29 protein-coding genes and 1 tRNA gene are annotated in these 25,479 nt (G+C 64.1%); 16 read left to right on the top strand and 14 right to left on the bottom strand.

What is annotated here, in order from left to right:
- Nucleotides 1-6 precede the first annotated feature (6 nt).
- The 6 genes from RQH62_RS00365 to RQH62_RS00340 all read right to left on the bottom strand — a co-directional run bounded on the left by RQH62_RS00365 (nt 7) and on the right by RQH62_RS00340 (nt 3,443).
- A complete protein-coding gene (locus tag RQH62_RS00365) occupies nt 7-822 on the bottom strand; it encodes a lytic transglycosylase domain-containing protein (protein ID WP_311266767.1) in 816 nt (271 codons plus the stop codon).
- A gap of 152 nt (nt 823-974) precedes the next feature.
- Nucleotides 975-1,283 (bottom strand): hypothetical protein, encoded by a 309-nt coding sequence (locus RQH62_RS00360; protein WP_311266766.1) that lies wholly within the window; start codon nt 1,281-1,283, stop codon nt 975-977.
- A 15-nt stretch (nt 1,284-1,298) separates the two neighbouring features.
- Nucleotides 1,299-1,574: a flagellar biosynthesis anti-sigma factor FlgM gene (gene flgM / locus RQH62_RS00355; protein ID WP_311266765.1), complete on the bottom strand. Its 276-nt coding sequence runs from the start codon at nt 1,572-1,574 to the stop codon at nt 1,299-1,301.
- 43 nt (nt 1,575-1,617) lie between these two features.
- Nucleotides 1,618-2,205, bottom strand: coding sequence for a flagella basal body P-ring formation protein FlgA (locus RQH62_RS00350; protein ID WP_311266764.1), 588 nt, complete (start codon nt 2,203-2,205; stop codon nt 1,618-1,620).
- Between the two features lie 63 nt (nt 2,206-2,268).
- Nucleotides 2,269-2,778: a flagellar motor protein MotB gene (locus RQH62_RS00345; RefSeq protein WP_311266763.1), complete on the bottom strand. Its 510-nt coding sequence runs from the start codon at nt 2,776-2,778 to the stop codon at nt 2,269-2,271.
- Nucleotides 2,775-3,443 (bottom strand): MotA/TolQ/ExbB proton channel family protein, encoded by a 669-nt coding sequence (locus tag RQH62_RS00340; RefSeq protein ID WP_311266762.1) that lies wholly within the window; start codon nt 3,441-3,443, stop codon nt 2,775-2,777. The genes RQH62_RS00345 and RQH62_RS00340 overlap by 4 nt, the downstream gene beginning before the upstream one ends.
- Before the next feature lie 243 nt (nt 3,444-3,686).
- On the opposite strand from RQH62_RS00340, the gene flgB reads away from it, so the two are divergent.
- The 13 genes from flgB (at nt 3,687) to RQH62_RS00275 (ending at nt 14,024) form a co-directional block, all read left to right on the top strand.
- Nucleotides 3,687-4,055 (top strand): flagellar basal body rod protein FlgB, encoded by a 369-nt coding sequence (gene flgB / locus RQH62_RS00335; RefSeq protein ID WP_311267487.1) that lies wholly within the window; start codon nt 3,687-3,689, stop codon nt 4,053-4,055.
- Nucleotides 4,056-4,057: 2 nt separating this feature from the next.
- On the top strand, nt 4,058-4,468 hold the full coding sequence (flgC, locus tag RQH62_RS00330) for a flagellar basal body rod protein FlgC (protein WP_311266761.1): 411 nt from the start codon (nt 4,058-4,060) through the stop codon (nt 4,466-4,468).
- On the top strand, nt 4,465-5,124 hold the full coding sequence (locus tag RQH62_RS00325; protein ID WP_311266760.1) for a flagellar hook capping FlgD N-terminal domain-containing protein: 660 nt from the start codon (nt 4,465-4,467) through the stop codon (nt 5,122-5,124). Before flgC ends, RQH62_RS00325 begins: the two co-directional genes overlap by 4 nt.
- Before the next feature lie 49 nt (nt 5,125-5,173).
- Nucleotides 5,174-6,016: a flagellar hook-basal body complex protein gene (locus RQH62_RS00320; RefSeq protein ID WP_311266759.1), complete on the top strand. Its 843-nt coding sequence runs from the start codon at nt 5,174-5,176 to the stop codon at nt 6,014-6,016.
- 34 nt (nt 6,017-6,050) lie between these two features.
- On the top strand, nt 6,051-6,794 hold the full coding sequence (locus RQH62_RS00315) for a flagellar basal body rod protein FlgF (protein WP_311266758.1): 744 nt from the start codon (nt 6,051-6,053) through the stop codon (nt 6,792-6,794).
- An 84-nt stretch (nt 6,795-6,878) separates the two neighbouring features.
- Nucleotides 6,879-7,667, top strand: coding sequence for a flagellar basal-body rod protein FlgG (flgG, locus tag RQH62_RS00310; RefSeq protein ID WP_311266757.1), 789 nt, complete (start codon nt 6,879-6,881; stop codon nt 7,665-7,667).
- A gap of 9 nt (nt 7,668-7,676) precedes the next feature.
- Nucleotides 7,677-8,357: a flagellar basal body L-ring protein FlgH gene (locus RQH62_RS00305; RefSeq protein WP_405053510.1), complete on the top strand. Its 681-nt coding sequence runs from the start codon at nt 7,677-7,679 to the stop codon at nt 8,355-8,357.
- Complete coding sequence (locus tag RQH62_RS00300) at nt 8,357-9,472, top strand: flagellar basal body P-ring protein FlgI (protein WP_311266755.1); 1,116 nt, start codon at nt 8,357-8,359, stop codon at nt 9,470-9,472. Before RQH62_RS00305 ends, RQH62_RS00300 begins: the two co-directional genes overlap by 1 nt.
- Entirely contained in the window at nt 9,472-9,795 is a 324-nt protein-coding gene (locus RQH62_RS00295) for a rod-binding protein (RefSeq protein ID WP_311266754.1), read from the top strand. The genes RQH62_RS00300 and RQH62_RS00295 overlap by 1 nt, the downstream gene beginning before the upstream one ends.
- A complete protein-coding gene (gene flgK, locus RQH62_RS00290; protein ID WP_311266753.1) occupies nt 9,792-11,126 on the top strand; it encodes a flagellar hook-associated protein FlgK in 1,335 nt (444 codons plus the stop codon). Before RQH62_RS00295 ends, flgK begins: the two co-directional genes overlap by 4 nt.
- A gap of 14 nt (nt 11,127-11,140) precedes the next feature.
- The gene (locus tag RQH62_RS00285; RefSeq protein ID WP_311266752.1) at nt 11,141-11,983 is read left to right on the top strand and encodes a flagellin; all 843 of its coding nucleotides are present in this window, start codon (nt 11,141-11,143) and stop codon (nt 11,981-11,983) included.
- Nucleotides 11,984-12,107: 124 nt separating this feature from the next.
- On the top strand, nt 12,108-12,971 hold the full coding sequence (motA, locus tag RQH62_RS00280; protein ID WP_150424969.1) for a flagellar motor stator protein MotA: 864 nt from the start codon (nt 12,108-12,110) through the stop codon (nt 12,969-12,971).
- Between the two features lie 3 nt (nt 12,972-12,974).
- Entirely contained in the window at nt 12,975-14,024 is a 1,050-nt protein-coding gene (locus RQH62_RS00275; RefSeq protein ID WP_311266751.1) for a flagellar motor protein MotB, read from the top strand.
- A 308-nt stretch (nt 14,025-14,332) separates the two neighbouring features.
- Here RQH62_RS00275 and RQH62_RS00270 read toward each other — a convergent pair whose 3' ends face one another.
- From RQH62_RS00270 to RQH62_RS00240, 7 genes are all read right to left on the bottom strand, one after another.
- On the bottom strand, nt 14,333-15,712 hold the full coding sequence (locus RQH62_RS00270; protein WP_311266750.1) for an ATP-binding protein: 1,380 nt from the start codon (nt 15,710-15,712) through the stop codon (nt 14,333-14,335).
- Nucleotides 15,709-16,428: a response regulator transcription factor gene (locus RQH62_RS00265; protein ID WP_311266749.1), complete on the bottom strand. Its 720-nt coding sequence runs from the start codon at nt 16,426-16,428 to the stop codon at nt 15,709-15,711. Before RQH62_RS00265 ends, RQH62_RS00270 begins: the two co-directional genes overlap by 4 nt.
- Before the next feature lie 119 nt (nt 16,429-16,547).
- Nucleotides 16,548-17,237, bottom strand: coding sequence for an EF-hand domain-containing protein (locus RQH62_RS00260; RefSeq protein WP_311266748.1), 690 nt, complete (start codon nt 17,235-17,237; stop codon nt 16,548-16,550).
- Between the two features lie 198 nt (nt 17,238-17,435).
- Nucleotides 17,436-18,089 (bottom strand): methyl-accepting chemotaxis protein, encoded by a 654-nt coding sequence (locus RQH62_RS00255; protein WP_311266747.1) that lies wholly within the window; start codon nt 18,087-18,089, stop codon nt 17,436-17,438.
- Between the two features lie 77 nt (nt 18,090-18,166).
- The gene (locus RQH62_RS00250) at nt 18,167-19,384 is read right to left on the bottom strand and encodes an argininosuccinate synthase (RefSeq protein ID WP_093086307.1); all 1,218 of its coding nucleotides are present in this window, start codon (nt 19,382-19,384) and stop codon (nt 18,167-18,169) included.
- 143 nt (nt 19,385-19,527) lie between these two features.
- On the bottom strand, nt 19,528-20,475 hold the full coding sequence (locus RQH62_RS00245) for a hypothetical protein (RefSeq protein WP_311266746.1): 948 nt from the start codon (nt 20,473-20,475) through the stop codon (nt 19,528-19,530).
- Between the two features lie 239 nt (nt 20,476-20,714).
- Complete coding sequence (locus tag RQH62_RS00240) at nt 20,715-20,903, bottom strand: DUF4169 family protein (RefSeq protein ID WP_311266745.1); 189 nt, start codon at nt 20,901-20,903, stop codon at nt 20,715-20,717.
- Between the two features lie 114 nt (nt 20,904-21,017).
- Between RQH62_RS00240 and RQH62_RS00235 the strand changes: the two genes are divergently transcribed.
- On the top strand, nt 21,018-22,016 hold the full coding sequence (locus tag RQH62_RS00235; protein WP_311266744.1) for a LacI family DNA-binding transcriptional regulator: 999 nt from the start codon (nt 21,018-21,020) through the stop codon (nt 22,014-22,016).
- Between the two features lie 3 nt (nt 22,017-22,019).
- On the opposite strand, the gene RQH62_RS00230 is transcribed toward RQH62_RS00235, so the two are convergent.
- Nucleotides 22,020-22,093 (bottom strand) — tRNA-Gly (locus RQH62_RS00230).
- Between the two features lie 110 nt (nt 22,094-22,203).
- Here RQH62_RS00230 and RQH62_RS00225 point away from each other — a divergent pair.
- Nucleotides 22,204-23,175 carry a LysR family transcriptional regulator gene (locus RQH62_RS00225; protein ID WP_311266743.1) on the top strand — a complete coding sequence of 324 codons (972 nt, stop codon included), beginning with the start codon at nt 22,204-22,206 and terminating at the stop codon, nt 23,173-23,175.
- 117 nt (nt 23,176-23,292) lie between these two features.
- Nucleotides 23,293-25,446, top strand: a complete 2,154-nt coding sequence (locus RQH62_RS00220) for a TonB-dependent receptor domain-containing protein (protein ID WP_311266742.1) — start codon at nt 23,293-23,295, stop codon at nt 25,444-25,446.
- Nucleotides 25,447-25,479: the final 33 nt, after the last annotated feature.

Genomic DNA, 25,479 nt, shown 5'->3' with positions numbered 1-25,479 from the left:
GGCCGATTACCTTCCGAGGGTGGCAAGCATGAGATAGGCGAGGCGCGCCGTCTGCGGCTGCGGCTTGACCATGATGTCAGGCTGCTCGCTGAGGCGCTGGGTTTCGATCCGCACATAGTCGGCGGGCTGGACCGTCTTGCTGCCCGCAGGCAGGCCGGCGGACGCATATTGGACGTCGCCGCCGATGCTATCGACGCCCTTTTGCAGCTTGGACGCGAAACGATCGCGGATGTCGGCGAAGCTGCGGGCATTGCCCTGCTTGTCGTAGAAGATCGAGCGGTTGGCGCGGGCGGCGGACGGGAAGAGCGAGGCGGCCGTGGCGCCGGGCGCACGATCATGCACCGACAGGAATTTGGACGCCCCGCCGACACCAAGGAAATGGGCGAGGTAGAGATCGACCGGCTCGGCCTCGCGGCCCAGCTTCGATTCCAGATAGGCCTTGTTGTCGGCGGCATGTTCCGCCGCCATGACCGAGGCGGTTTCGGGATGCTTGCGCAGGTCGAGTATCTGTTTGCGCATGTCCGGGTCGGCGACATAATAGCGGCCGCCGCTCTGCTGGATCGCGTTGGCGGCCCAGCCCAGGCCATATTCGCTGCCATGTTTGTCGATGACGGCGAGCCAGCTCTGGTCGATGAACTGATAAAGGCCGGTGGCAGACGACGTCGCCGCGCGGGCCGTGGGGTTCAGGCTCGATTCGATCTTGGCCTGACCCAGCAAATAGGAGAAGTCGACACCAGTACGGCGGCTCGCCATCGCAATCGCGTTGGTCACGCGATTACCCGTCGAAGTCCCGGTTGCTGATATGTCTGCGAAAGCGGACACGACTAAAATCCTCACTTGCTAGCGAGGACATTAGAGCAATGTTTGTGCCAAGATTTGGTTAACGTGGGTAAGGGATTCGTATTCCCACAACGAAAAACGGCGCCCGAAGGCGCCGCTTTAGTCGAAAGTCGAAATATTTTTTACGGACGCCGTTAGCGGCCGTAGGTCAGCGGTGCGGTCTGCGCGCCATGGGTGGCGAGGATGGCAAGGCGCTGATGCGCATGATCGGCCAGCAGCTTCACCCGGACGCGGGCGCTGTCGAGCAACGGCATCATCTTGCTGAGCCGCTCCACCACCGCAGGGTCAGAACGCCAGGCGCCGATCGCGCGGACGGACGAGGCCGCGCGGCTGACACGATTGCTGGCGATTTCGATCGCGGCGGCGTCAGTGCCGTCGAGCACGTCGCGAAGATCCTCGAATGCGTCGAACAGATCATCCAGCGCAGCAAGACCCAGCGGCATGGCTTTAATCCTTTATCAGGCCGCCGACAGGTCGAGTGCGATCATGCGCTCGGCAATGGCGGACGGGTTAACCGGGTAATTGCCCGATGCGATGGCAGATTTGATGGCGGCGATACGGTCCATGTCGACCGGCGCGCCTTCGGCGGCCATGCGCGCGGCAGGGCTGCTCGACGCGGCGGCGGAAGCGGCCGTGGTCGATCCGGTGGTGGCAGTCGCGCGCACCTTGGCACCTTCCCGCAGGCGGGAAGCCTCGATGGCAGCGCTGATATTCTGGCCCACTGACTTGATCATTGGATAATCCTTCACTCGTCCCTACTGACTATAACGGACAAGTTCAAAAATCATTAAATCCCGGAACGCGCACAACGCCCATTTCTACGACCTGGGCGAAAATAGGCGCGCTTTTCTTGTCTTCACGCACGCGAATCGTCTCACCCATGGCGCCGTCCTCGTCGGCTACCATCATGCGCGACACGCTGAAAGCCGCGTTGCCGGCCATCAGTTGCACCGGATCGCCCTTGCGCACGACCGCCTCCTTCGCGACGGCCGGTGCCGGGCGGGCGAAGCGGCTAGCGCCGAAGGAGGAGGCCGCGCGCGGCACCGGGCCGGATGCGGCAGCGGCCGATCCGGCGACCAGCGGCACGCGGATGCGCCAGTTCAGGGCATCGCACTTCACCATCGCGGCGCCGAAGATCGGCCCTTCGACGCTGGGCGTGGTCGGGCAGGCGGCTAGGCGCAACCGGCGATCCACCGGCGCGGCAGGGCCGCCCGGTTCGCCCAGATTGGCGCCGACGGTCATCGCCACCAGGCTGTCGATACGGTCGAGATTCTCGAATTTCTGGCTTCCCTGCGCCTGAGCCAGCGCAGGCGACACGCTGATCAGCGCGGCGGCGGCGAGGTGGAGGGGCGAAAATCGGAACACGGCATGTCTCCTGACGGAAATACGGTCTTGTCAGGATTTCAGCAATTTTCGTGCCAAATATGATTAACGGCCGGGCGCGATGCGGATGATCTGCCCCTGCCCGCCTTGCCCCGTGCTCTGGCTGTCCCCCTGATCAAGACCCCGAATGCGCAGGCGATCCTGCGCAATGCCATCCATGCGCAAGGCGCGGGCGACCGCACCCAGACGGGCGGCGGCCAGATCCCAGTCGTCGAACCGTTGCCGCCCCTGGTCGGACCCGTCGCTGCGGATTTCCAGCCCACCCGGTTCATGCGCGAACCGCTTTGCGACTGCGGACAAGCGGGCGCGACCAGCATCGCTGAGCAGTGCCTCGCCCGGCAGGAACAAGTCGGCGGCGCGCAATTCCACGCCTTGCTGCATGGCCCGGCCGCCAAATTGCTGGCTGACCTGCGAGAGCATGGCGTCGCGGCGCGATCCGCTGGCCTGCAACAGTACGAAGAAGGCAAGCAGGAGGAGGAGCAGATCGGCAAAGCTGACCGCCCAGCGATTGCGCCGGGCAGCAGAGGCCGATGTCGTGGAGTAAGACGCGGTCATGCGACTTCGCGGATCGTGGCGCGGCGCAGCGGCGCATTTTCGCGCCGGGCTATGCCCAGCATCCGGTCCGCCACTTCACTCTGCCAGGCCAGTTCGCGCTCCGACAAGTCGGCGAGGCGCGCGGCGACAGGCGCAGCGATAATGTTAGCGATGACGACGCCATAGAAGGTGGTGAGCAGCGCCAGCGCCATGGACGGGCCGAGCTTGGCCGGATCGTCCATCGCGGCGAACATGCCGACCAGGCCGATGATGGTGCCCGCCATGCCGAGCGCCGGGGCAGCGTCGGCGATCGACAGCCAGACCTTGTGCACGGCGCCATGGCGCTGCGCCCGGTCGGCCAGCGCCTGCGCCGCCCAGAGTTCGAACAGGTCGGTGCGCTCGCTATTGGCAAGTTTGCGCGCGGCTTCGGTCAGGAAGGGATTGGCGGTCTTCACCCGGTCAGTGCAGGACAGACCGCGCAATTGCGCCACCTGATCGATCTTGAGCATCGCCGCGCGGGCGGCATCGCGGTCGCGCGCGGGATCGGCGGTCAGCAGCGGACGCAGGGCAGCCATGGCACGCCCCATCGCGCCGACGCCATTCTGGAACAGCGCCACCGCCGCGATCCCGGCCAGCATCGCTGCCAGCGTCAGCGGGTCGAACAAATGGCTGATAATCGCGATCATGAACGCCTGTTTCCCATCACCTTATCGACCAACGGCAACGCCCTGCCGCTGGCCGGCAAAAAATTGCCGCCCTTGCCGCCTCCCCCAGCAAGCGCCCCGTTTGCCGGGGATTATCGTGCTGCCGATGCGTCACCCACGCAAATTGGCACGGCTCTTGCTGATCTCCGACAGGATCACCCGGAAGGAGACGCCATCAGGTGTCAGAACGGCGGGGGACGCAAAACTTTTAGAGCGAATTTGACCATGTCGGTGGATGACAATCTGTTCGGGATACACGGAAAGGCGCTGGCGCTTCGTTCGCAGCGCCTGTCCCTGCTCGCGTCCAACATCGCCAATGCCTCCACGCCCGGTTACAAGGCGCGCGACATCGATTTCGAGTCCGCGCTGAAGGAAGCCACGACGCAGGCCGGGAACAGCGCAACCGACGTGTCCAGGGCCGTCGACGACTCGATGGGCTATCGCGTGCCGCTGCAACCCAGCCTGGACGGCAATACGGTCGAACTGAGCACCGAACAGACGCTGTTTGCCGAAAATGCGGTCAAATATCGCACGACCCTCTCCTTCCTTGAGGGCCGCATCAACACCATCAACCGCGCCCTGAAGGGAGAATGAGCATGAGCAGCAATACGCCCATGAACATCTTCGACATTGCCGGCCGCGCCATGAGCGCCCAGCTGGTGCGCCTGAACGCCACCGCGTCCAACATGGCCAATGCCGGCAACGTCACCGGCACCGCCGGCGAAGCCTATCGCGCGATCAAGCCGGTGTTCGAAAGCGTCACCGACACGCCCGGCGTGTCGACGGTGAAGGTCAAGAATGTCGTCACCACCAATGCGGAACCGACCAAGCGCCACGACCCCAACCACCCACTCGCTGATTCCAATGGCGATGTGTGGGAAGCGGCCGTGGACGGCAATGCCGAGCTGATCGACATGATCGAGACGGCTCGCATGTACCAGAACAACGTCCAGGTCTTGAACACGGCCAAGTCCCTGATGATGGAAACCATAAGGATCGGCAAATGACGACCACATCCACGGTCACCGATAGCGCAGGCCTTTCGGTCTATAATCCGACCAAGAATGTCGGCACCGGCAGCGCGACGATGGACCAGTCCAGCTTCCTGACGCTGCTGACCGCGCAGATGCAATATCAGGATCCGTTCGAACCGGTCGATAACGCCCAGATGGTGTCGCAGATGGCGACCATCACCAATTCGTCCGGCATCGCGGAAATGAACCAGACGCTCAAGAATATGGCGAGCGAACTGACCGGCACGCGGCTGGGCGATGCGGCCAGCTGGATCGGCAAGTCGATGCTGGTCCAGAGCAATATCGCCGCGCCCGACGCCAGCGGCACTTATGCCGGCCAGATCACCCTGTCCGCCGCCACCAGTGGCGCGACCATCGATCTGGTCGATTCGGCCGGCAATGTGGTCAAGACGATCGAGACCGGCGCGCAGCCGGCCGGCGACCTCACCTTCTACTGGGATGGCAAGAATGATGCAGGCGAGACGGTTTCGACCTCTGCCCTTCAGGTGAAGGTCAGCGGCGCCACGACCAGCAAGGTCGCGACCTGGGCCACCATTGCTGCCGTCCAGTCGCCCGCCGACGGATCATCCTCGAAACTCATCACCGCGCTCGGCAGCTACAGCCCGTCCGACGCGATCAGCCTGATGTAATTTTTTTCCCTTTCTCACCCACAATCCTTTTCACCCAAGGAGCAACGCCATGTCCTTCTACATCTCCCTGTCGGGCCTCAAGGCCGCCCAGATCGACCTCGCCACCACGTCCAACAACGTCGCCAACGTCAGCTCGACCGCGTTCAAGAAGAGCAAGGCGCAGTTTGGCGACATCTTCGCCGCTGCCCCGATGCAGACCACCAATCAGGTCGCCGGCCAGGGCGTGCGCGTGCAGGACGTCGCCCAGCAGTTCACGCAGGGCACGATCGAAGGCACCGACAAGACGCTGGACCTTGCCATCACCGGCGAAGGCTTCTTCACCGTGAAGGGTGAGGACGGCACCGTCAGCTATACCCGCAACGGCGCCTTCTCGGTCGATGAAGATCGCTATGCCGTCGATACCACCGGTTCGCGCATTCAGGTGTTCGCCGTCGATCCCGAGACCGGCGATCGCACTGGCGCCACCACGGGCGCGACGCCGGCCGACCTGACCGACCTGCAAATCCCGACCACGCTGAATGGTGCGGCCGATGGCGCGCAGCTGAACAGCGTCGCCGTGTCGAAGGAAGGTCTGGTTTCGGCGGTCTATGCCGATGGCAGCACCGTCTATCTGGGTCAGGTCGCCATGGCCTCGTTCAACAGCCAGGAAGGCCTGCGTCAGGAGGGCGATGCCCACTGGACCTCGACCGTCGCCAGCGGGCAGCCCACGCTGGGCACCGCCAATCAGGGCCTGTTCGGCGCCGTCAACTCGGGCTTTCTGGAACGCTCCAACGTCGACATCACCGACGAGTTGGTCAACCTGATCGCGGCACAGCGCAACTTCCAGGCGAACAGCAAGGCGATCGAGGCGGCGAACACGCTGACCACGACCATCGTCAACCTGCGCACCTAAGACGTTTAAAGGCACGGGATAGAAGGTTTAGCCCATGGATCGGCTCGTCAACACGGCCCTTACGGCGATGCGCGGCGCGATGGCGCGGCAGGCGTCGGTCGCGAACAACCTCGCGAACGTCAACACCGTCGGCTTTCGCGCCGAAATCGCCAATGCCGAGACGCGCTGGATCAAGGGCGACACGTTCGACACCCGTGCCCAAGCCTCCGAACAGGTCATCGCCGCCGACATGGCGCAAGGCGCGATGACCGAAACCGGCAACACGCTGGACGTGGCCATGAACGGCGATGCTTTGCTCGCCGTTCAGGCCGCGGACGGCAGTGAAGCCTATACGCGCCGCGGCGATCTGAAGGTCACGGACAGCGGCCTGCTGACCACCGGCGACGGCTTGGCCGTCATGGGCGAAGGCGGTCCGATCACCCTGCCCCAGATGGACAGCGTGTCGATCGCCAAGGATGGCAGCATCTGGGGCGTGCCGCAGGGCGGCGACCCGGCCAATCCGGCGCAGGTCGACAAGCTGAAGCTGGTCAATGCCGCAGGGTCCAGCATCGCCAAGGGCACGGACGGCCTGTTTCGCGAAGTGAATGGCGGCGCGCTGCCGTCCGATCCGCTGGCGACCGTGACATCCGGCGCGCTGGAAGGGTCCAACGTCAACGCGACCCAGGCCCTGATCCAGATGATCGAGGCCAGCCGCGCCTGGGAAACCCAGGTCAAGATGATCGATACCGCCAAGCAGCTGGACGATGGCGGCGCGTCGCTGATGCGCCTCGACGGTTGACGGAGCGAATGGTTAATATTGGCACGTATCTTGCTGTGATGGACGCATGAGCATCTTCCGGGATGCCGCCACGGAGATTGAACGATGAGCAACGCCGCCCTTCATGTCGCCCGCACCGGCCTTGACGCGCAGAACACGAAGATGCGCGTGATCGCCAACAATCTGGCGAACGTCAACACGACCGGTTTCAAGAAGGACCGTGCCGATTTCGAGACGCTGGCTTATCAGCAGATCATTCAGGCCGGTTCCAATTCGGACAGCGAGAACAAGTTCGCCAACGGCCTGAACCTCGGCTCCGGTGTCGCGTTGCAGGGCACCAGCAAGATCAACACTCAGGGCACGCTGAACCAGACCAACAATGTGCTGGATATCGCGATCGAAGGGTCCGGCTATTTTCAGGTGCAGCAGCCTGACGGTTCCATCGCCTATACACGCGCCGGCAATTTCAGCGTCACCGCAGAAGGCACTGTCGTCACCAGTGACGGCCTGCCGCTGATCCCGCAGATCACCGTGCCGCAAGGCGCGACGTCGGTGACGATCGGCAATGACGGCACCGTATCGGCCACTTTGCAGGGCGAGAGCGAACCGAGCAACCTCGGCCAGATCGAAATCGCCACCTTCATGAACCCGGCGGGCCTGACCTCCATCGGCGGCAACCTGCTGACCGAAAGCGCTGCCAGTGGCGTGCCGCAGGTCGGTGTCGCGGGGCTGGAAGGTCGCGGCCTGATGCGGTCGGGCTATCTGGAAACGTCGAACGTCAACATCGTCGAGGAACTGGTCGACATGATCGAGACGCAGCGCGCCTATGAGGTCAACAGCAAGATGATCAAGGCGACCGACGAGATGCTTCAGTACGTCAACCAGAATATCTAAGGCTGAATGATGCGCCTGTCCCACGCCGTTCTCGCCGCCGCCTCGCTGATCGCCCTGGCCGCTTCCCCGCTGGAAGCCGCCAAGAAGAAGAAGCGCGAAGTCGAGCGCGATTATTATATGCCGACCGTCGCGCAGTCTGTCGCGCCGGCCGCGAACGGCTCCATATTCCAAGCATCGATGGGCTATACGCCGCTGACCAGCGGCGCGCGCGCCACCACAGTGGGCGACATCATCACCATCGTGCTGGTCGAACGGACGCAGGCGAGCAAGACGACCAGCGCCGACACCGCCCGCAACGGCTCGGTCGGCCTGACGCCGCCGAGCACCGGCATCCTGTCCAAGCTGATTTCGCCCACCGACATCGGTGCCAGCGGCCAGAATACGTTCACCGGCAAGGGCAATGCCAGCCAGTCGAACGCGCTGACCGGCGAGATCACCGTGACGATCGCGGCGGTCTACCCCAACGGCACGATGCTGGTGAAGGGTGAAAAGGCACTGACGCTCAATCGCGGCGACGAGTTCATCCAGATCAGCGGCCTCGTCCGCCAGGCCGATATCGCACCGGACAACCGCATCGCATCGACCCGCGTGGCCGACGCCAAGATTATCTACAAGGGCAAAGGCGAGATCGCCAATGCCAGCCGTCAGGGCTGGTTCCAGCGCTTCTTCTCCGCAATCAGCCCCTTCTGATGGAAACCGCAAACGCCATGATCCGTCTGCTTCGCCTGCTTTTGCCGATCTTCGCGCTTGTTGCCGTGCCGGCCCATGCCGAGCGGATCAAGGATCTGGGCACGTTCCAGGGCGTCCGTCCCAACCAGCTGACAGGCTATGGCATCGTCGTGGGTCTGGCCGGCACCGGCGACGACAGCATCCAATATGCGACCGAGGGCATGAAAGGCGTCGTCTCGCGCTTTGGCCTGACGCTGCCTTCGAACGTCAATCCGGCGCTGAAGAATGCAGCGGCCGTGCTCGTCACCGCCGACCTGCCGGCCTTTGCGAAGCCCGGCCAGCGGCTGGACGTTACCGTGTCGGCGCTGGGCAAGGCCAAGTCGCTGCGCGGCGGTACGCTGATCATGACACCGCTGCGCGGTGCGGATAACGAAATCTACGGCATGGCGCAGGGCAATCTGGCCGTCGGCGGTCTGGGCGTGACCGGCGCCGATGGCAGCCAGGTGTCGGTCAACGTGCCGTCGGCCGGCCGCATTCCCGGCGGCGCGACGGTAGAACGGGCGGTCGCGACCGGCTTCGACACTGCGCCGACCCTGACCTTCAATCTTGCCGAAGCCGACCTGACCACCGCGCTGCGCGTTGCCGATGGCATCAACAAGATGTTCGGCGATCGCCGCGCCCGCGCGACCGACGCCGTGTCGGTCAGCATCGACGCCACGCCGGGCGCCGAAGACCGCATCCTGATGATGGGCATGATCGAGAATATCGAGGTCGCGCCCGCCGATGCGCCCGCCAAGGTGATCGTCAATGCCCGCACCGGTACGGTCGTCATCAATGGCGCGGTCAAGATCCATCCGGCCGCCGTGGCGCACGGAAAATTGACCGTCAGCGTCAATGAAAGCCCCCGTATCGTGCAGCCCGCGCCCTTCAGTCAGGGCCAGACCGCGCTGGAACCGTCGAGCGCGATCAGCATCGACCAGGAAAAGAAACCGATGATTAATTTTAAAGGTGGAGCGTCGCTGGCCGATATAGTGAAGGCGGTCAATGCAATCGGGGCTTCCCCGGCGGATATGGTCGCGATCCTCGAAGCCTTGAAACAGGCGGGCGCGATGAAAGCGGAACTGGTGGTGCTGTGATGCAGGTAACGACGACGAGCAATGCCGCCGCAACGGGCGCCACATCCTCGCAAAAGGCGCAGCTGCAGAAAGCGGCGCAGCAGTTCGAGGCCGTCTTCCTGCGCCAGATGATCGGCGCGATGCGCTCGGCGAGCCTCGCCGAGGGCATCAGCGATTCCAGCGCGACACAGCAATTTCAGGACATGGCAGACGCCCGCACCGCCGACGCGATGGCCGGCAAGGGCGCGATGGGCATCGCAGAACTGCTGATGAAGCAGTTTGGCGCCCGTGTGAGCGATACGCCCGCCGCTACTGACACGGCAAGCAAGGCCGCCGGCGCATGAGTGACCTGTTCGTCATCGGCGCATCGGGCACCAAGGCCTATCGCACGGCGATGGCCGCGATCGCGGAGAATATCTCCAACGCGAGCACTGAAGGCTATGCCCGCCGGTCGGTGACGACGATCGAATCCGGCGCATCGACGGCAACCATGTCGCTGTATATTTCGCGCGCCAATTTCGGCGGTACGCAGGTTGCAGGCGTCAATCGCGCATCCGATCCCTATCTGGACGCGACGGTCCGCAATACCGGCATGGCGCTGGGCAGCGCCAATGCGCGGCTGCGCTGGCTGAGCGATGCCGAAACGGCGATGAACGACACCAGCACCGGCGTCGGCCAGCTGATGACCAGCATGTTCCAGAATATGGAAAAGCTGGCCGCCAGCCCGACCGATACGTCGCTGCGCGTCACCACGCTGGACAGCATCAGCCGCGTCGCCCAGGCGTTCAACCAGACCTCCGCCGACCTCAAGACCGTGTCGGAGGGCATCGCCACCGAAGGCAAGGCATCGGTCGCCACGATCAACCAGTCGCTCGACGCGCTGGCCGACATCAACAACAGCCTGTTGCGCGCGCAGCCGGGCACCTCTGCCTATGCGCAGTTGCTCGACAGTCGCGACTCCGCGCTCCAGACGCTGTCGGAAAACATGAATATCACGATCAGCTTCGGCGCCAATGACAGCGCCGAAGTCAGCTTCAACGGGCAGACGCTGGTCACCGGCAATAGCGCCACATCCCTTGCCCTGACGGCCAATGATGATGGTACGCTGTCGCTGGGGATGGCGGATGGCACGGCGCTGACCGCACCGGCCAGCGGGACGCTGGGCGGCCTGTTTTCATCCGCCAACACGGTAGCGGACCGCCGCGAAAGCCTGGATACGCTGGCGGCGCAGTTCGTCACCGACATCAATGAATGGCATGCGCAGGGTGTGACCGATGGCGGCGCTGCGGGTGCCGCGTTGCTGTCTGGCACAACGGCGGCGAGCCTGTCCGCGCTGATTACCGACCCGGCCCAACTGGCGCTCAAATCGTCAGATGGCACGGCCAATGGCAATCTGCTGACGGTCGGCACCGCCCTGCGCGGCAATGGCAGCGTGGAGCAGAACTGGACGTCGCTGATCGCCCAGCAGGCGACATTATTGTCGTCGACCAAGGCGGAGGCGGAAACGGCATCAAGCCGCAACGACCAGGCGGTCGCGGCGCGCGAAGCCGTGAGCGGCGTCGATCTGGATCTGGAAGCGGCAGACCTGTTGCGGTTGCAGCAGGCCTATTCGGCGTCGGCAAAGATTCTGCAAGTCGCCAAGGAAACCCTCGATTCCATCATGAACATCATCTGAGAGAGGACTGAGTCATGGTAGGCATCACCAACAAGATCATGCTCGCCGAAATTCGCCGGCAGCAAAAACTGTCGCAGGAACTGGTCGCCGGGCAGACCGCGATTTCGACCGGCGTGACGCTGAACAAACCGTCGGACAACGCGCTCGCCTGGGTGCAGGTATCCGATGTCGGCCGGGCGCAGGCCCAGCAGGCCGCTTGGCAGGCCAATGTCAGCTATGGCAACGCCCGGTCCGGCAATGCCGAAGCCAATCTGTCGGAAATCGATAATCTGCTGACTCGTGCGCAGGAACTGGTGACGTCGGCCCGCAACGGCTCGCTCAACGAAACCAACCGGGCCGCGATCGTCGAGGAAATGTCGACCATCCGCACCACCATCAACGAATTGGTGAACCAGAAGGATTATCAGGGCGTCTCCGTGTTCGATGAGGACCAGAGCGTGCTGGTGCCGGTCAGCCGCGGCCTCAATCTGGCCGTCGTGGGCACGAAGCAGGAAGTGACGACCGTCGACGTCGACGGCACATCCATGTCGATCGACGACATATTGGCGCAGGGTATCGCCGCCGTGCAAAGCGGGGACGACGCCGCCATGGCCTCTGCCGTGACCGCGACGCAGACCGCGCAGGGCCATATCACCGTCGAGCAGGCCAGACAGGGCGTGCGCAGCGACCGGCTGGAAGTGATCGGTACGCGCCTGACCGATGTCGATCTGGGCCTGACCGAAAAGCGTTCCAACCTGGAATCGACCAAGCTGGAAGAGGTGATCGCCAAGGTGAAGGCGGGGCTGTTGCAGCTGGATGCGGCGCAGACCACCTTTGCACGGATCAACCAGCAGACATTGTTCGACCTGATCAAGTGATCGGCCCGAAAAAGGCGCGATGGTCCTAAACCGGACGCTAACCAGTCCGTATTAACCTTAAGAACGGCGTCGCCAAAGATGCCATCGGACTAACGCCTGCGGGGCGCTTCAATCGGGGATAATCATGTTCGCAGCCATCGGCCTCGTCATTCTGCTCGTCATGGTGTTCGGCGGATTCGCCTTCACCGGCGGCGACCTTGGCCCGGTGCTCCATGCCCTGCCCCACGAAATGCTGATCATCGGTGGCGCGGCCGTCGGCGCGCTCGTCATCGGCAATAGCGGCGCGGACCTGAAGGCGCTGGGCGGCGGCCTGGGCAAGGTGTTCAAGGGCGCCAAATATAAGAAGCAGGACTTTCTCGACTGCATCTTTCTGGTGTCGAAGCTGATGAAGACGCTGCGGGTCGAAGGCCCGGTCGCGCTGGAACCCCATATCGAGGACCCGTCCAGCTCCACCATCTTCACCGAATATCCCAAGCTGATGAAGGACAAGGCGCTGGTCCACCTGATCAGCGACACGCTGCGCCTGGTCGTGATTTCGTCCGGCACGCTCGACCCGCATGCGGTCGAGGATGTGATGGACAATGCGCTCAAGACGCATCACCATGAAGCGATCAAGCCGGCCGACAATCTGCAAGGGCTGGCCGACGCCCTGCCCGCGCTGGGCATCGTCGCGGCGGTTCTGGGCGTGGTGAAGACCATGGGCTCGATCGACCAGCCGCCCGCCATCCTGGGTGCGATGATCGGCTCGGCGCTGGTCGGTACGTTCCTCGGCATTCTGCTCGCCTATGGCATGGTCAATCCCTTCGCCAATCGCTGCCGGTCGGTGATCGAGGCCGATGGCGCCATTTACCATGTCGTCAAGCAGATCATCATCGCGTCGCTCCACGGCCATCCGCAGCCGCTGGTCATCGAAGCCGCCCGTTCGGGCCTGACCCATGCCAACCAGCCCGGCTTTGCCGAGGTGTTCGACGGCATGCGGGGCAAATAAGCCATGGCGGAAAAGAAGCGCGGGGCGAACGAGCCGGAACCCCGGCCGATCATCGTCAAGAAGATCATCGTCGAAGGGCATGGCGGCCATCATGGCGGCGCCTGGAAGGTGGCCTATGCCGACTTCGTGACGGCGATGATGGCCTTCTTCCTGCTGATGTGGCTGCTGGGCGCGACCACCGAAAAGCAGCGCAAGGCGCTGGCCGACTATTTCACGCCGACTTTGGTCGAACTGAAGATGGCGTCGGCCGGGTCGACCGGCCTGATGGGCGGCGACAGCATGACCGGCAAGGAAAATTACCCGACCACGGGCGGCGTCGGCAATCTGTCGATCACCATCCCGCGCGACGCCACCGGCACCAAGGACCAGGGCGGCAAGGCGATGCGGGCGCAGGACCGGCAGAAATTCGAGTCGATCAAGAAAGATCTGGAAGAGCGCATGTCCCGCAAGGGGCTGGGCAAGCTGCGCAAGAATGTGCGCTTTACCGAGACGCGCGAGGGATTGCGTATCGACCTGATCGACGAAGCCGATTTCGCGATGTTCAAATCGGGCACCGAACAGTTGGTGCCAGAGGCCCGCGCGCTGATCGCCGAAGTGTCGCAGGTGCTCAAGACCATGCCCAACCCGCTGATCGTGCGCGGCCATACCGATGGCCTGCCCTATGCGTCGGGTCGCAGCATGAACAACTGGATGCTCTCGTCCGCGCGCGCCGAATCGACGCGGCAGGCGCTCAGCCAGTCCGGCATCGGCAACGACCGCTTCGCCCGGATCGAGGGCGTCGCCGACCGCGAGCCGTTCATCAAGGATGATGCCTATGATCCGCGCAACCGGCGCATGTCGATCATATTGGGCTGGACCCGTGGCAGCAGCAAGGATGACGACGAGGATCAGGACCCCGAAACGCAGGCGGCGATCAAGGAACGCGACAATCCGCAGCGCGTCGCCAAGGAGCAGGCGCAGAAGCTGGACATGGGCGGCACCGGCCTGCCGACCGGCGCGGCGCTGATCAACCCGACCGCGCCGGGGACATCGAACAAGCCCGGCAAACATTGATTGGAGGCGACGGCGCTGGCGACACCGCTGCCTTAACTTCGCACTTTTCCCGCTGAATGCGTAATTTCCGGTCGTGAGACGGAAATTATGTTTCGACGGGTGTGTCGAGTATAGCTGAGGGTGGGCGAATAGGACAGATTTGGGTGGAGAGCGGCCATTCCCCTCCCGCCTGCGGGAGGGGCAGCGAGACTTGCGCGCGCAGCGCGTTAGTCGCAGCGGGGTGGGCTGTCGCGACGTCCAGCCCACCCCCTAGCCCCCTCCCGTCAACGGGAGGGGAAACATGTCCGCTTCTGCCCGCTAGCGGACGTTCATGCGGGTAGAACCAGACTCGCTTCCAGACCGCCTTCGGGACGATTTTCCAGACGCAGTTCGCCCTGATGTTCGGCCATGATCGCACGGACGAGAGCCAGGCCCAGGCCTGCGCCACCGGTTTCGCGGTTGCGGGAGCCTTCCAGACGGGTGAAGGGTTCGAGCATTTCCTCCATCCGATCCTCGGCGATGCCGGGACCGTCGTCGGCGACGGCGATGCGGATCGTGCCAGCTTCGTGCAGCACCGTCACATGGGCGCGGTCGCCATAGACGATGGCGTTTTCTATGAGGTTGCGTAGCGCGCGGCGGATCTGTTGCGGACGGACGAAGGCGACGGCCCGGTCGCTGTCCGCCAGATCGACGGGCGATCCGAGTTCGATGAAATCCTCCACCACGGCGTCCGCCAGCGCGGCAAGATCGACCTTCTGCGCGGCCTCCGTGCTGCGGCCGGCGCGGGCGAGCGAGAGGATATCCTCCAGCATGCGGTTCATCTCGTCTATCGTTTCGGACATGCGGGCGCGTTCGCCTTCATCCTCCACCGATTCGGTACGAACCCGTAACGATGCCAGCGGTGTGCGCAGATCATGGCCGATCGCGCCCAGCATCCGGTCCTTTTCATCCAGCATGGCGATGATCCGCGACCGCATGGCGTTGAAGGCCATGGTGAGGTCGCGCACGTCACCGGGGCCACGCTCGTCCACCGGATCGGCGGCGCCGGTGCGGGCGAATTGCTGGGCAGAGCCGGTGAGTTGTCTAAGCGGCCGGGCGAGACGGCTACCCACCCACAGCAAGGGCAGCAGGACGATGACGTAGAGGATCAGCGTCTGGCCGATCAGCCAGCCGCCAAAGCGCGCCGGGCGATTGCCGATGCGCGCTTCGGTCGTCACCCATTTGCCCGGTTCATATTCGACCGCCAGGCTAAGGCGCCCGACGCGCCGGTCGCGCGGCGTTTCACCCGTGGCGCGGCTGCGTATCTGTTCCCAGCGGCGCATGGGCATGACGCGGCTGTCCTCCGCCGCGGCGACCGAATGGACGGTGAGGCCGATATCATCGAACATCGCCTCCGCCCGCGCCTGAACGTCGGGGCGCGCCCTGCCCTCCAATATGGGGCGGGTCGTGGAAAATTCGACATTGCGCCGGTCGGGGCGGTCGCGGTCTTCATCACGCCGATCCGGGCGATCGGGGCGGCGATCCGGCCGCGCATCCAGCGCGTTGATGACGCGATAGACGACCGGCGCGGTCTGGCTGGTCAGGTCGACCCGGTTGCGTTCGCGCAACAGCAGACCGAAATTGATCGCCTGCGCCACGAACAGGGCGATGGCGACCAGAATGATGATCTGGCCGACCAGGCTTTGCGGCCACAGACGAAGCCGCTTCACAGTTTGCGGACCTCCGCCGAGAGGGTGTAGCCGCCGCCCCATACGGTCTTGATGAGCGTCGGGTTTTTCGGGTCCGGCTCGATCTTCTTGCGCAATCGGCTGATCTGATTGTCGATCGCCCGGTCGAAGGCATTGGCTTCGCGGCCCTGCGTGATGTCGAGCAACTGGTCGCGGCTGAGCACGCTGTTGGGGCGCGTGGCGAAGGCCAGCATCAGATTATATTCAGCAGTGGAGAGCGGCAGCGACACGCCTTCGCTGTCGACCAGCGTGCGCTCCTGCGTCTTCAGCAACCAGCCAGCGAAGCTGTAATTGGCGCCATCGGGCGCGGTGACGCGCTGGCCACCGGTGGCGACACGGCGGAAGATCACCTTGATCCGCGCGACCAGTTCGCGCGGGGAAAAGGGCTTCAGCACATAATCGTCGGCGCCCATTTCGAGGCCGACTATCCGATCCGTCTCTTCGGTGCGGGCGGTCAGCAGGATGACGGGGATATCGCTCGTCTCGCGGATATGGCGGCAGAGCGACAGGCCGTCCTCGCCCGGCATCATGATGTCGAGGATGACGAGGTCGATCGCGTTGGCGTTGAGCCGCACGCGCGCTTCGGCCGCGCTTTCCACAGCGGTGACGCGAAAGCCGTTGCGCGAGAGATATTGCGCCAGCGGTTCGCGGATCGAGCGCTCGTCATCGACGAGCAGGAGATGGGGTCGTTCGCTCATCTTGCCTGTCTGTCATGGCTGGAGAAAGGTTGGAAGGGCGAAGGTAAGGGGAAAACCTTCGCCCTTCCGAGGTATCGGCACAGCGCCAGGGGAGGAACGCCGTGCCGATATAAGGTGCGTCAGTCGGCCGGAGGCGGCGGCGGGGCGTCATGGCCCGGACCGCCCTGACCCGGACCGCGCTTGCCCATCGGACCGCGCATCTGCGGACGGGCTGCCTTAAGTTCGTCGGCGGTGACGAAGCCGTCCTTGTTGGTGTCGGCCTTGTCGAACATGGCGAGCGGGCCGGCCATGAATTCCGCCTTGGTGACGGTGCCGTCCTTGTTCGCATCACCGAAGCCTGGGCCGCCGCGCATCATCATGCCGCCACGACCGGGACCGCGATGGCCCCTGCCCCAGCCGCGCCCGTCGCGCTCACCGGGCTTGCCGGCTTCGGCGCGGCGGTCGTCACGCTTGTCGGCGCGGGCCTGATGACCGGCGGTGAATTCGGCCTTGCTGATCTGGCCATTCTTGTCGGTGTCGAGCGCGGCGAAGCGTTCGTCCAGACGCTGCTGGCGGCGCAGGTCGCGATCCTTCTGCGTCAACTGGCCGTCACGGTCGACGTCCATTTTCGCGAAACGGGCTTCAAGCGCGGCGGTCAGTTCCGCCTTGCTGATCTTGCCGTCCTTGTTGCTGTCGGCCATGGTCATCAGTCCGCCGCGCGGGCCGGGGCCTCCGTCTGCACCGGGCTGAGCATAAACGGCATGGGTAGCCGCGAGGCCGCCGACGAACAGCGATCCGACCGCGACGGTGGTGAAGAATTTGCGAAGCATGTCTGTCTTCCTTCTTAAAGGGTCTTGCTGAACGGCGGTTCGCCGTCCTTGAAACCGGTTATGAAGGGCAGTTGTCCCGCAGATATGTCAGGTCAGCGGGGGAAATGTCGCAATTTGTATCCTGTTAGAGCCATTGTTTTTCGCGTTTTCCGAGTCAGCAGATGATTCCATCTGCTTAGAATCTGCTTAGAAAACGCTCTAGCCAGCAATGATCGCCCGCGCCCGGCTGGTTGCGGCCTGGGTATCGACCGCGAGTTTCTTGACTTCCGACGCGACGACGGAGAAGCCGCGCCCGGCATCGCCGGCACGGGCAGCCTCGATCGAGGCGTTGAGGGCAAGCAAATTGGTCTGGCGCGCGATGCCGTCGATGGAATCCACGATGCTGCTGACTTCGCCCAGCACATGCTCGACGACGTTGCGGCGATCGCTTTCCTGCTGGCGCAGGCGCTGTTCCGCCTCCTCGCGCGCGGCGATGGCGCGATGTTCGGCGCTGATGTCGTTGGCGAATTTGATCACGCCGGTCTGCGTGCCGTCCGGGCCGATGATGGGGTTATAGCTGCCCCTGATCCAGACCTGCTGGCCGCGCGCGTCCAGCCGGCAATAGGCGCCGGTGTCGAAATGGCCGGACAGGAGGTGTTGCCAGAAGCGGGCATAGTCCGCCGACCGGGCATAGTCGGCGTCGCAGAAGATGCTGTGATGCCGCCCCTGCACCTGATCGAAGCGATAGCCGAACAGGGCGAGAAAATTGTCGTTGGCGCCCGTCACCCGGCAATCGCGATCGAAGGTGATGATCGCCGTCGAGCGATCCATCGCCCGAAAGATCGTGGCAGCTTCCAGTTCAAGCCCGTGCACAGCATAACTCCATCATGGAGCATATGCTGTGCAAAGATTAAACTGTCGATAACCCCGAAAGGGAAGCCGCACCGGTATCAGCGATCGCGGCGCCCCAGCAGGCGCAAGCGAAGGGCGTTCAGCTTGATGAAGCCGGCCGCGTCGCGCTGGTCATAGGCGCCCGCGTCATCCTCGAACGTCACGACCTTTTCGCTGTAGAGCGAATAAGGCGACTTGCGGCCGACGACATAGACGCCGCCCTTGTACAGCTTCAGGCGAACGGTACCGGTGACCTTTTCCTGGCTATAGTCGATCGCGGCCTGAAGCATCTCGCGCTCGGGCGAGAACCAGAAGCCGTTATAGATGAGTTCGGCATATTTGGGGGCCAGTTCATCCTTCAGATGCGCGGCACCACGGTCGAGCGTCAGTTGCTCGATGCCGCGATGGGCGAGATGATAGATGGTGCCGCCCGGCGTTTCATACATGCCGCGCGACTTCATGCCGACGAAACGGTTCTCGACCAGATCGAGGCGACCGATGCCATGCTTGCGGCCATATTCGTTCAGCGTTTCCAGCAGCGTTGCGGGTGACATGCCGACGCCGTTGATCGCCACGCCATCACCACGCTCGAAGTCGATGGTGATATATTCGGGTGCGTCGGGCGCATCCTCCGGATTCACCGTGCGCGAATAGACATAGTCCGGGGTTTCTTCCCACGGATCTTCCAGAACCTTACCTTCCGACGAGGTGTGCAGCATGTTGGCGTCGGTCGAGAAGGGGCTTTCGCCACGCTTGTCGCGCGGGATCGGAATCTGGTGCTTTTCGGCGAACTCGATCAGCTTGGTGCGGCTGGTCAGATCCCATTCGCGCCAGGGGGCGATCACCTTGATGTCCGGGGCGAGGCCATAATAGCCCAGTTCGAAGCGGACCTGATCATTGCCCTTGCCGGTGGCGCCATGGCTGACGGCGTCGGCGCCGAGTTGCTTGGCGATCTCGATCTGGCGCTTGGCGATCAGCGGACGGGCGATCGAGGTGCCGAGCAGATAGAGGCCCTCATAGAGCGCATTGGAGCGCATCATCGGGAAGACATAATCCTTCACGAATTCTTCGCGCAGGTCGTCGATGAAGATATGCTCTTCCTTGACGCCCATCAGGCGGGCCTTGGCCCGCGCAGGTTCCAGCTCCTCGCCCTGCCCCAGATCGGCGGTGAAGGTCACCACCTCGCACTGATAGGTCTGCTGAAGCCATTTCAGGATCACGCTGGTGTCTAGACCACCGGAAAAGGCGAGGACGATGCGGTTGATCTTGTCTGACATGGCTGAGCGATTCTTCCGTTAACGAGGCGCGGTAATGACCGGCGCGCCGGTAACAGCCGATCGCTCAAAGCGCAACAAGAGCCGCACAGGAAAAGGGGCGGAGGATCACGGACCCTCCGCCCCTTCAGTCATGGACCTGCGCCTTACTTGGCGGGACGCGGGCGCAGGAAACCCGACGAGGCCCGCTGACTGCCGAAGCGATAGACGGTCTGGCTGCGATCGGCGGCCGGGACCGACACGGGTTCGGCATGCGTCGTCTGAGGCGCGGGCGCGGTGACCGAAGCGGCTTCACGCTGCGCGATCAGATATTGGGCGCGGCGCAGACGCTTCGTACGCGTGCGGAACGGGTTTTCCGCACTGGGCGCCTCAGCCACCATCGCTTCCAGCGTGGCGTCTTCGCCCATGCGCGGGCTGGCCATGGCGGGGCGCGGGGCGACCGGCGCGGCCATGGCCGGCATCGGAGCCGCGGGAACAGGCGCGGGTTCATAGACCGGCACGACCGCGTCTTCCTCGCTCGGGCGACGACGGCGGACCAGCGCGGCACCACCCAGCCCCAGCAGCAGCAGCGCACCGCCACCCAGCGCCCAGAGCAAAGCCTGATCGGTGCGCGCCGCAGCAGGATCAGCCGATGCGGCGACAGGCGCTGGCGTGGCTTCGGGCGCAGGCTGGGCCATCGGTGCGGCCGGCGGCGTCACCGGAGCCGGTTCAGACGTTGCGACAGGAGCAGCCGGCGCTGGCGAAACCGCGCGGGGTGCAGGCGCCGGACGGGTCGCGGCCGGAGCCGGGGCAGCGCGCTGCGCGGTGCGAGGCATGGTCGCCACAGGCGAGGCCTTTTCCGCTTCGGCAGCGGCGGTCGCGGCGGCGATCCGCTCGTCGATCGGCGGGGTCGCCTGTACAACAGGCTGGCTGGGTGTGAACTGCGTGGCCGGCGCCGAGGCGTCAGGCGCTGTCGGCGCAGTCATTGTCGATGCAGGGGGCGCCGTCGCGGGCATGGGCGCTACGGCTGGCGCGGCATCCGGCACCATGACCGGTGCGGTCGGCGGAGCGGCCGGCACGTCGACGGTCTGAGCCAGCAGCGGGGTGGCAGTCAAAGCCAGAACAGCGGCAATCGCGGCCCTGGCGGGGCGGTTTGTGCGAATATTTCCAGTCATAGTGATCAGTCAACGACCGAATGCGTGATTCAACGCAAAGCATGCATCAGAATCACGACGAATTGTTATTGATGAACGCCAGGATGAAAAAGATGAACAATTGTTCATTTTGACATGAATGCGACATTTACAGAAGATGATGAAACCATCACTTCATCATTGAGGTAATAAACGAAACTTTACTTTTCTTCACCACGATCTCGCCTGGCGCCTTCCAGCAGAGTCTTTCGGCGCTGCTCTTCCATATCATCTGCGTGCCGCTGCGCCTTGGTCCGGCCAAAGCGGGCGCGATTTTCATCGGCAAGCTTTGCCTTGTCGGTCCGCGCCTTTGTTTTGCGCGCCTGGCGCAGATTGACGATGTTGGTCATGATCGGTTCCTTGTCGCCTCAGCCCCTCGGCAACTGCGGCAGACCATAATCTTCCGCCCGGCCTGTTGCCAATGCCTCTTGCCAACCGCCGTCGGCTGTCGCCATGGTTTATCCATGACCAGTATTCACGACGTCGCCGCGCTTGCCCAGGTTTCGATCAAGACGGTATCGCGCGTCGTCAACAAAGCGCCCAATGTCAGCCCAGCTTTGCAGGCGCGGGTGGACGCCGCCATCGCACAACTGGGCTATCGCCCCAACCAGTCGGCACGGCGGCTGGCCGGGGGCAAGTCGTTCATGATCGCTTTCCTCTACAACAACCCCGCCCCCGGCTATGTCAGCCGTATCCAGATCGGTGCGGCCTGGCGCTGCCGGGAACTGGGCTATCATCTGGTGGTCGAGCCGATCTCCATCGGGGGCGAAGAGCGCTATGAGGTGCTGGAACGGCTGGTCGGGGCGCTGCGCCCGGACGGCGTGCTGCTGGTGCCGCCGCTGTCGGACGATGAGGGGCTGCTGGCGCGACTGGCAGACATGAAGCTGCCCTGCGCCCGGATCGCCGGGTCGGTGACGGCGGCGAGCTTCACCATCCACACGCCCGAGCGCGCAGCGGGGCGCATGGTGGCCGACCATCTGATTGGCCTCGGCCATCGCCGTATCGGCGTCATCACCCCGCCACCCACCCACCGCGCGGCGTTGCGGCGGGTCGACGGGTTTCGCGACGGGCTGGCAGCGGCGGGCATCGCCGTGGAAGAGAACCTGTTCGTGGAGGGGCGGTTCGATTTCGCCTCAGGCATCGAGGCGGGCGAAGCCTTGCTGGCCCTGCCCCAGCCGCCAAGCGCCGTCTTCGCCACCAATGACGAAATGGCGCTGGGGGTGCTGACGCTGGCCCATCGCATCGGCCTGCGCGTGCCGGAGGATCTGTCGGTCACGGGGTTCGACGACACGACCGCAAGCCTGACATCCTGGCCGCCGCTGACCACCGTGCGCCAGCCGCTGGAGGATATGGGCCGCTCCGTCATCGACGCGCTGGCCAACGGCCCGGCGGATGCGCCGGAATTCCTGTTCACGCTGGTCGAGCGGGGCAGTTCAGGACCGCCGGCGGGGAATGTAGGGTAGGGCTGGAGCGGGTAGCGGGGATCGAACCCGCATCACAAGCTTGGAAGGCTAGTGCTCTACCATTGAGCTATACCCGCCCGGCAGGAGAGCGCCCTGCCATTATCGGATAGCGCTCGTCAACCATGATTGCGCCATAAAGCGCAGATCGCCCCTTAACCCCCTGCATCATTTGTTCTACATCCCGGACATGAACAGTCCTTCCCTGCGCCAGTTGGATATATTCGCGCAGATGGTGGCAGCCGGCGGTGTGACGCGATGCGCGGCTAATATGGGCCTCAGCATCGAGCAGGTGTTGCAGGACCTGGCATCGCTGGAGATGCGGCTGGGCTATCGGTTGTTCGAGGATCTGGACGGGGCGACGCGGCTGACGCCGGCGGGGCGCAAGACCGCGCAGGCGATGACGCTGCTGACGCAGGATACGCCCGCACCGATCGAAGCACCGATAGAGGAAGTCCTTCCGCCCGACGCCGAGCCTGAAACACCCCCCGTTCCTGCCGTCATTCCGGTCGCGGCCCCTCCCCCCATTGTGCTGGAGGGGACAGCACGACAGGTCATAACACTGGCCGCGCCGGCGCCGGTGTTCGGCCAGATACAGGACGGACTGACCGCGTTCGAGGCAGCGAACGAGGATATCGCCATCACGCTGGACCTGCATGTCCATACGGCGGGGGATGCAGCGAGCGCGCTGGCCAACGGACGGGCGGACATCGCCTATTTCTATGCGCTGGAGGAGCCGACGGACTTCGGTTCGCGCTATGGCTGGTCGGAACAGTTGAACCTGTACGCCGGCAGCGACCATGCGCTGGCGCGGGCCGACAGCGTCAGCCGCGACGATCTGGCGCTTACGCCGATGCTGGCGCTGGAGACGCGCAGCGGGATGCGCGACATTATCGAGGCGGCACTGGCCAAGGGGCGGTTTCGCAACATGATGCCGCTGCTGGAAAGCGACAATATGTTCGAGATCATCGCCGCGCTGCGGGAAGGCGCAGGCTGTTTCGCGGCGTTCGGTCCATTGGCGCGCGATATCGGGCGGATGAGCGGCGTGCAGCGGCTGGCACTCGATATGCCGCTGCCCTCCATCGAAATTCGCCAGGCGATTGCGCCGCGATCGACCGCCAAGCCGGCGGTCGAAGCGCTGGCGGAGTTTCTGTTTCTCTAACATCATGACGAAGATTTAATGTCGCATCGCAGCAGAAATGCGGCAGACCGATCTTGATATGATGTATCATCCTAGATACAGGGTCACATCAGACCAGAACCAAAAGGGTTGATCCTCATGTCCCGCTTTCCGTTGCTGCGCGCCGGTTGCGCGCTGTCCGCGCTGTGCCTTGCCTTTCCTGTCCTGGCCGAAGAGGCCGCTGCCCCCGATCAAGCCTATCATGACGATGCCAAGTCCGACATCGTCGTGACCGCGCTGATCCCGCGCCGGCAGGGCGACATATTGTCGGGCACATCGGTCCTGACCGGCGAGAAGCTGGTCCGCGACCTGCGCCCCAGCATCGGCGAGACGCTGGCACGCCAGCCGGGCGTGTCGGCCACCAGCTTTGGCCCCAACGCCTCCCGCCCGATCCTGCGCGGTTTCCAGGGGGAGCGCGTGCGCATCCTGACCGACGGCATCGGCAGCTTCGACGTGTCCAACACATCGGTCGACCATGCGGTCGCGATCAATCCGCTGACCGCCGACCGGATCGAAGTGCTGCGCGGCCCGGCCGCCCTGCTCTATGGGTCGTCGGCGATCGGCGGCGTGGTCAATGTGATCGACAGCCGCATTCCGCGCCGCGTGCCAGACGAGCCGATCCATGTCGATGGCATCGCCACCTATGGCAGCGCCGCCAATGAGCGCACGCTGAGCGGCGAAGTCGAAGCACCGATCGCGCAGAATTTCGTCGTCCATGTCGACGGCAGCTGGACCAAGACCGACGATCTGCGCACCGGCGGCTATATATTGTCCAAACCGATGCGGGCGATCGCCGCCCAGTCGGATGATGCGGAAATTCGCGAGGACGGTCAGTGGAAGGGCAAGCTGCCCAACACGGCCGCCGAAACATGGGAAGTGGCGGGCGGCTTCGCCTATGTCGGCACGGGCGGCAATCTGGGCGTGTCGGTATCGCACAGCGAAAATCGCTATGGCGTGCCGTCGCGGATCGATGTGGCCGAGGATCATGACCATGAAGGCGAAGATCACGACCATGACGAGCCGGGCCACACCCATGAGGATGTGACACTGTCGATGAAGCAGACGCGCGCCGACCTGCGCGGCGAAGTGGCGACCGGTGGCGGCTTCCTGGACAGTATCCGCCTGCGCGCGGGCTGGGCACAATATCAGCATCAGGAAATCGAGCCGACCGGCGAGGTGGGCACGACCTTCAAGAACCAGTCGATGGAAAGCCGACTGGAGTTCATCCAGGCGCGTCAGGGCGGCTGGGACGGTGCTTTCGGCGCGCAATTCTTCACTCGCCGGTTCGAGGCGGTCGGCGAGGAGAAGTTCCTGCCGCGCAACGAGACGAACCAGTTGGGCGTCTTCACCCTGCAATCGCTGGATCTGGGCGACACCCGCATCGAGGCTGGCGGCCGGTTCGAGCATACGGATCTGTCGGCGGTAGCAGACGAGGATCTGTTCACAGCGGGCGGACGCCGCAATTTCAACGCGCTTTCCGGATCGCTGGGCATCAGCCAGGCGGTCATGCCGGGCTGGCGCGTGGGCCTGAACCTGTCGCGCAGCGAACGCGCGCCGTCGGCCGAGGAACTGTTCGCCCGTGGCAATCATGCCGGCACGCAGGCGTTCGAACTGGGCAATGCCGACTTCAACAAGGAAAAGAGCTGGGGCGTCGAAGGCACGCTGCGCGGTCAGGGCACTGGCTATAGCGTCTCTTTCTCCGCCTATCACAACTGGTTCGACGGCTATATCTATGACTCGATCGTCGATGACAGCGTGTGCCAGGCCGCCAATGGCGGGGCCGAGCTGGAATTCCCCTGCTACGCCTATAATCAGGCCGACGCCCGCTATTATGGCTTCGAGGCCGAGGGCAATGTGAAGCTGGCGCAACTGGGGGGCTATGCGATCAACCTGGATGGCGTGGCCGACTATGTCCGCGCGACCATCAAGGGCAGCGGCCCGGCGCCGCGCATTCCCCCGCTGCGCCTGCTGGGCGGGATCGAGGCGCAGGGCGAGCGGATCACCGCGCGGGCCGAGGTCGAACATGTGTTCGAGCAGAACCGGATCGCCGCGACGGAAACACCGACCGACGGCTTTACGCTGGTCAACGCGTCGCTGGCCTTCAAGCCGTTCAAGGGCAATGACCGCACGACGCTGATGCTGTCGGCGAACAATATCTTCGATGTGGAGGCCCGCCGCCACGCCAGCGTGCTCAAGGATTTCGCCCCGCTCGCCGGGCGCGACATTCGTGTGACGGCACGCTTCTCGCTGTAAGACGGCAATGGGACGGGGCGTGCTGGCGCCGCC

Origin of the sequence: Sphingobium sp. WCS2017Hpa-17, from assembly GCF_031843765.1 — a bacterium.
In the GTDB taxonomy this organism is placed as follows: domain Bacteria; phylum Pseudomonadota; class Alphaproteobacteria; order Sphingomonadales; family Sphingomonadaceae; genus Sphingobium.
The sequence above is the reverse complement of the archived record's forward strand: the minus strand, read 5'-3'. Positions and strand labels throughout refer to the sequence as shown.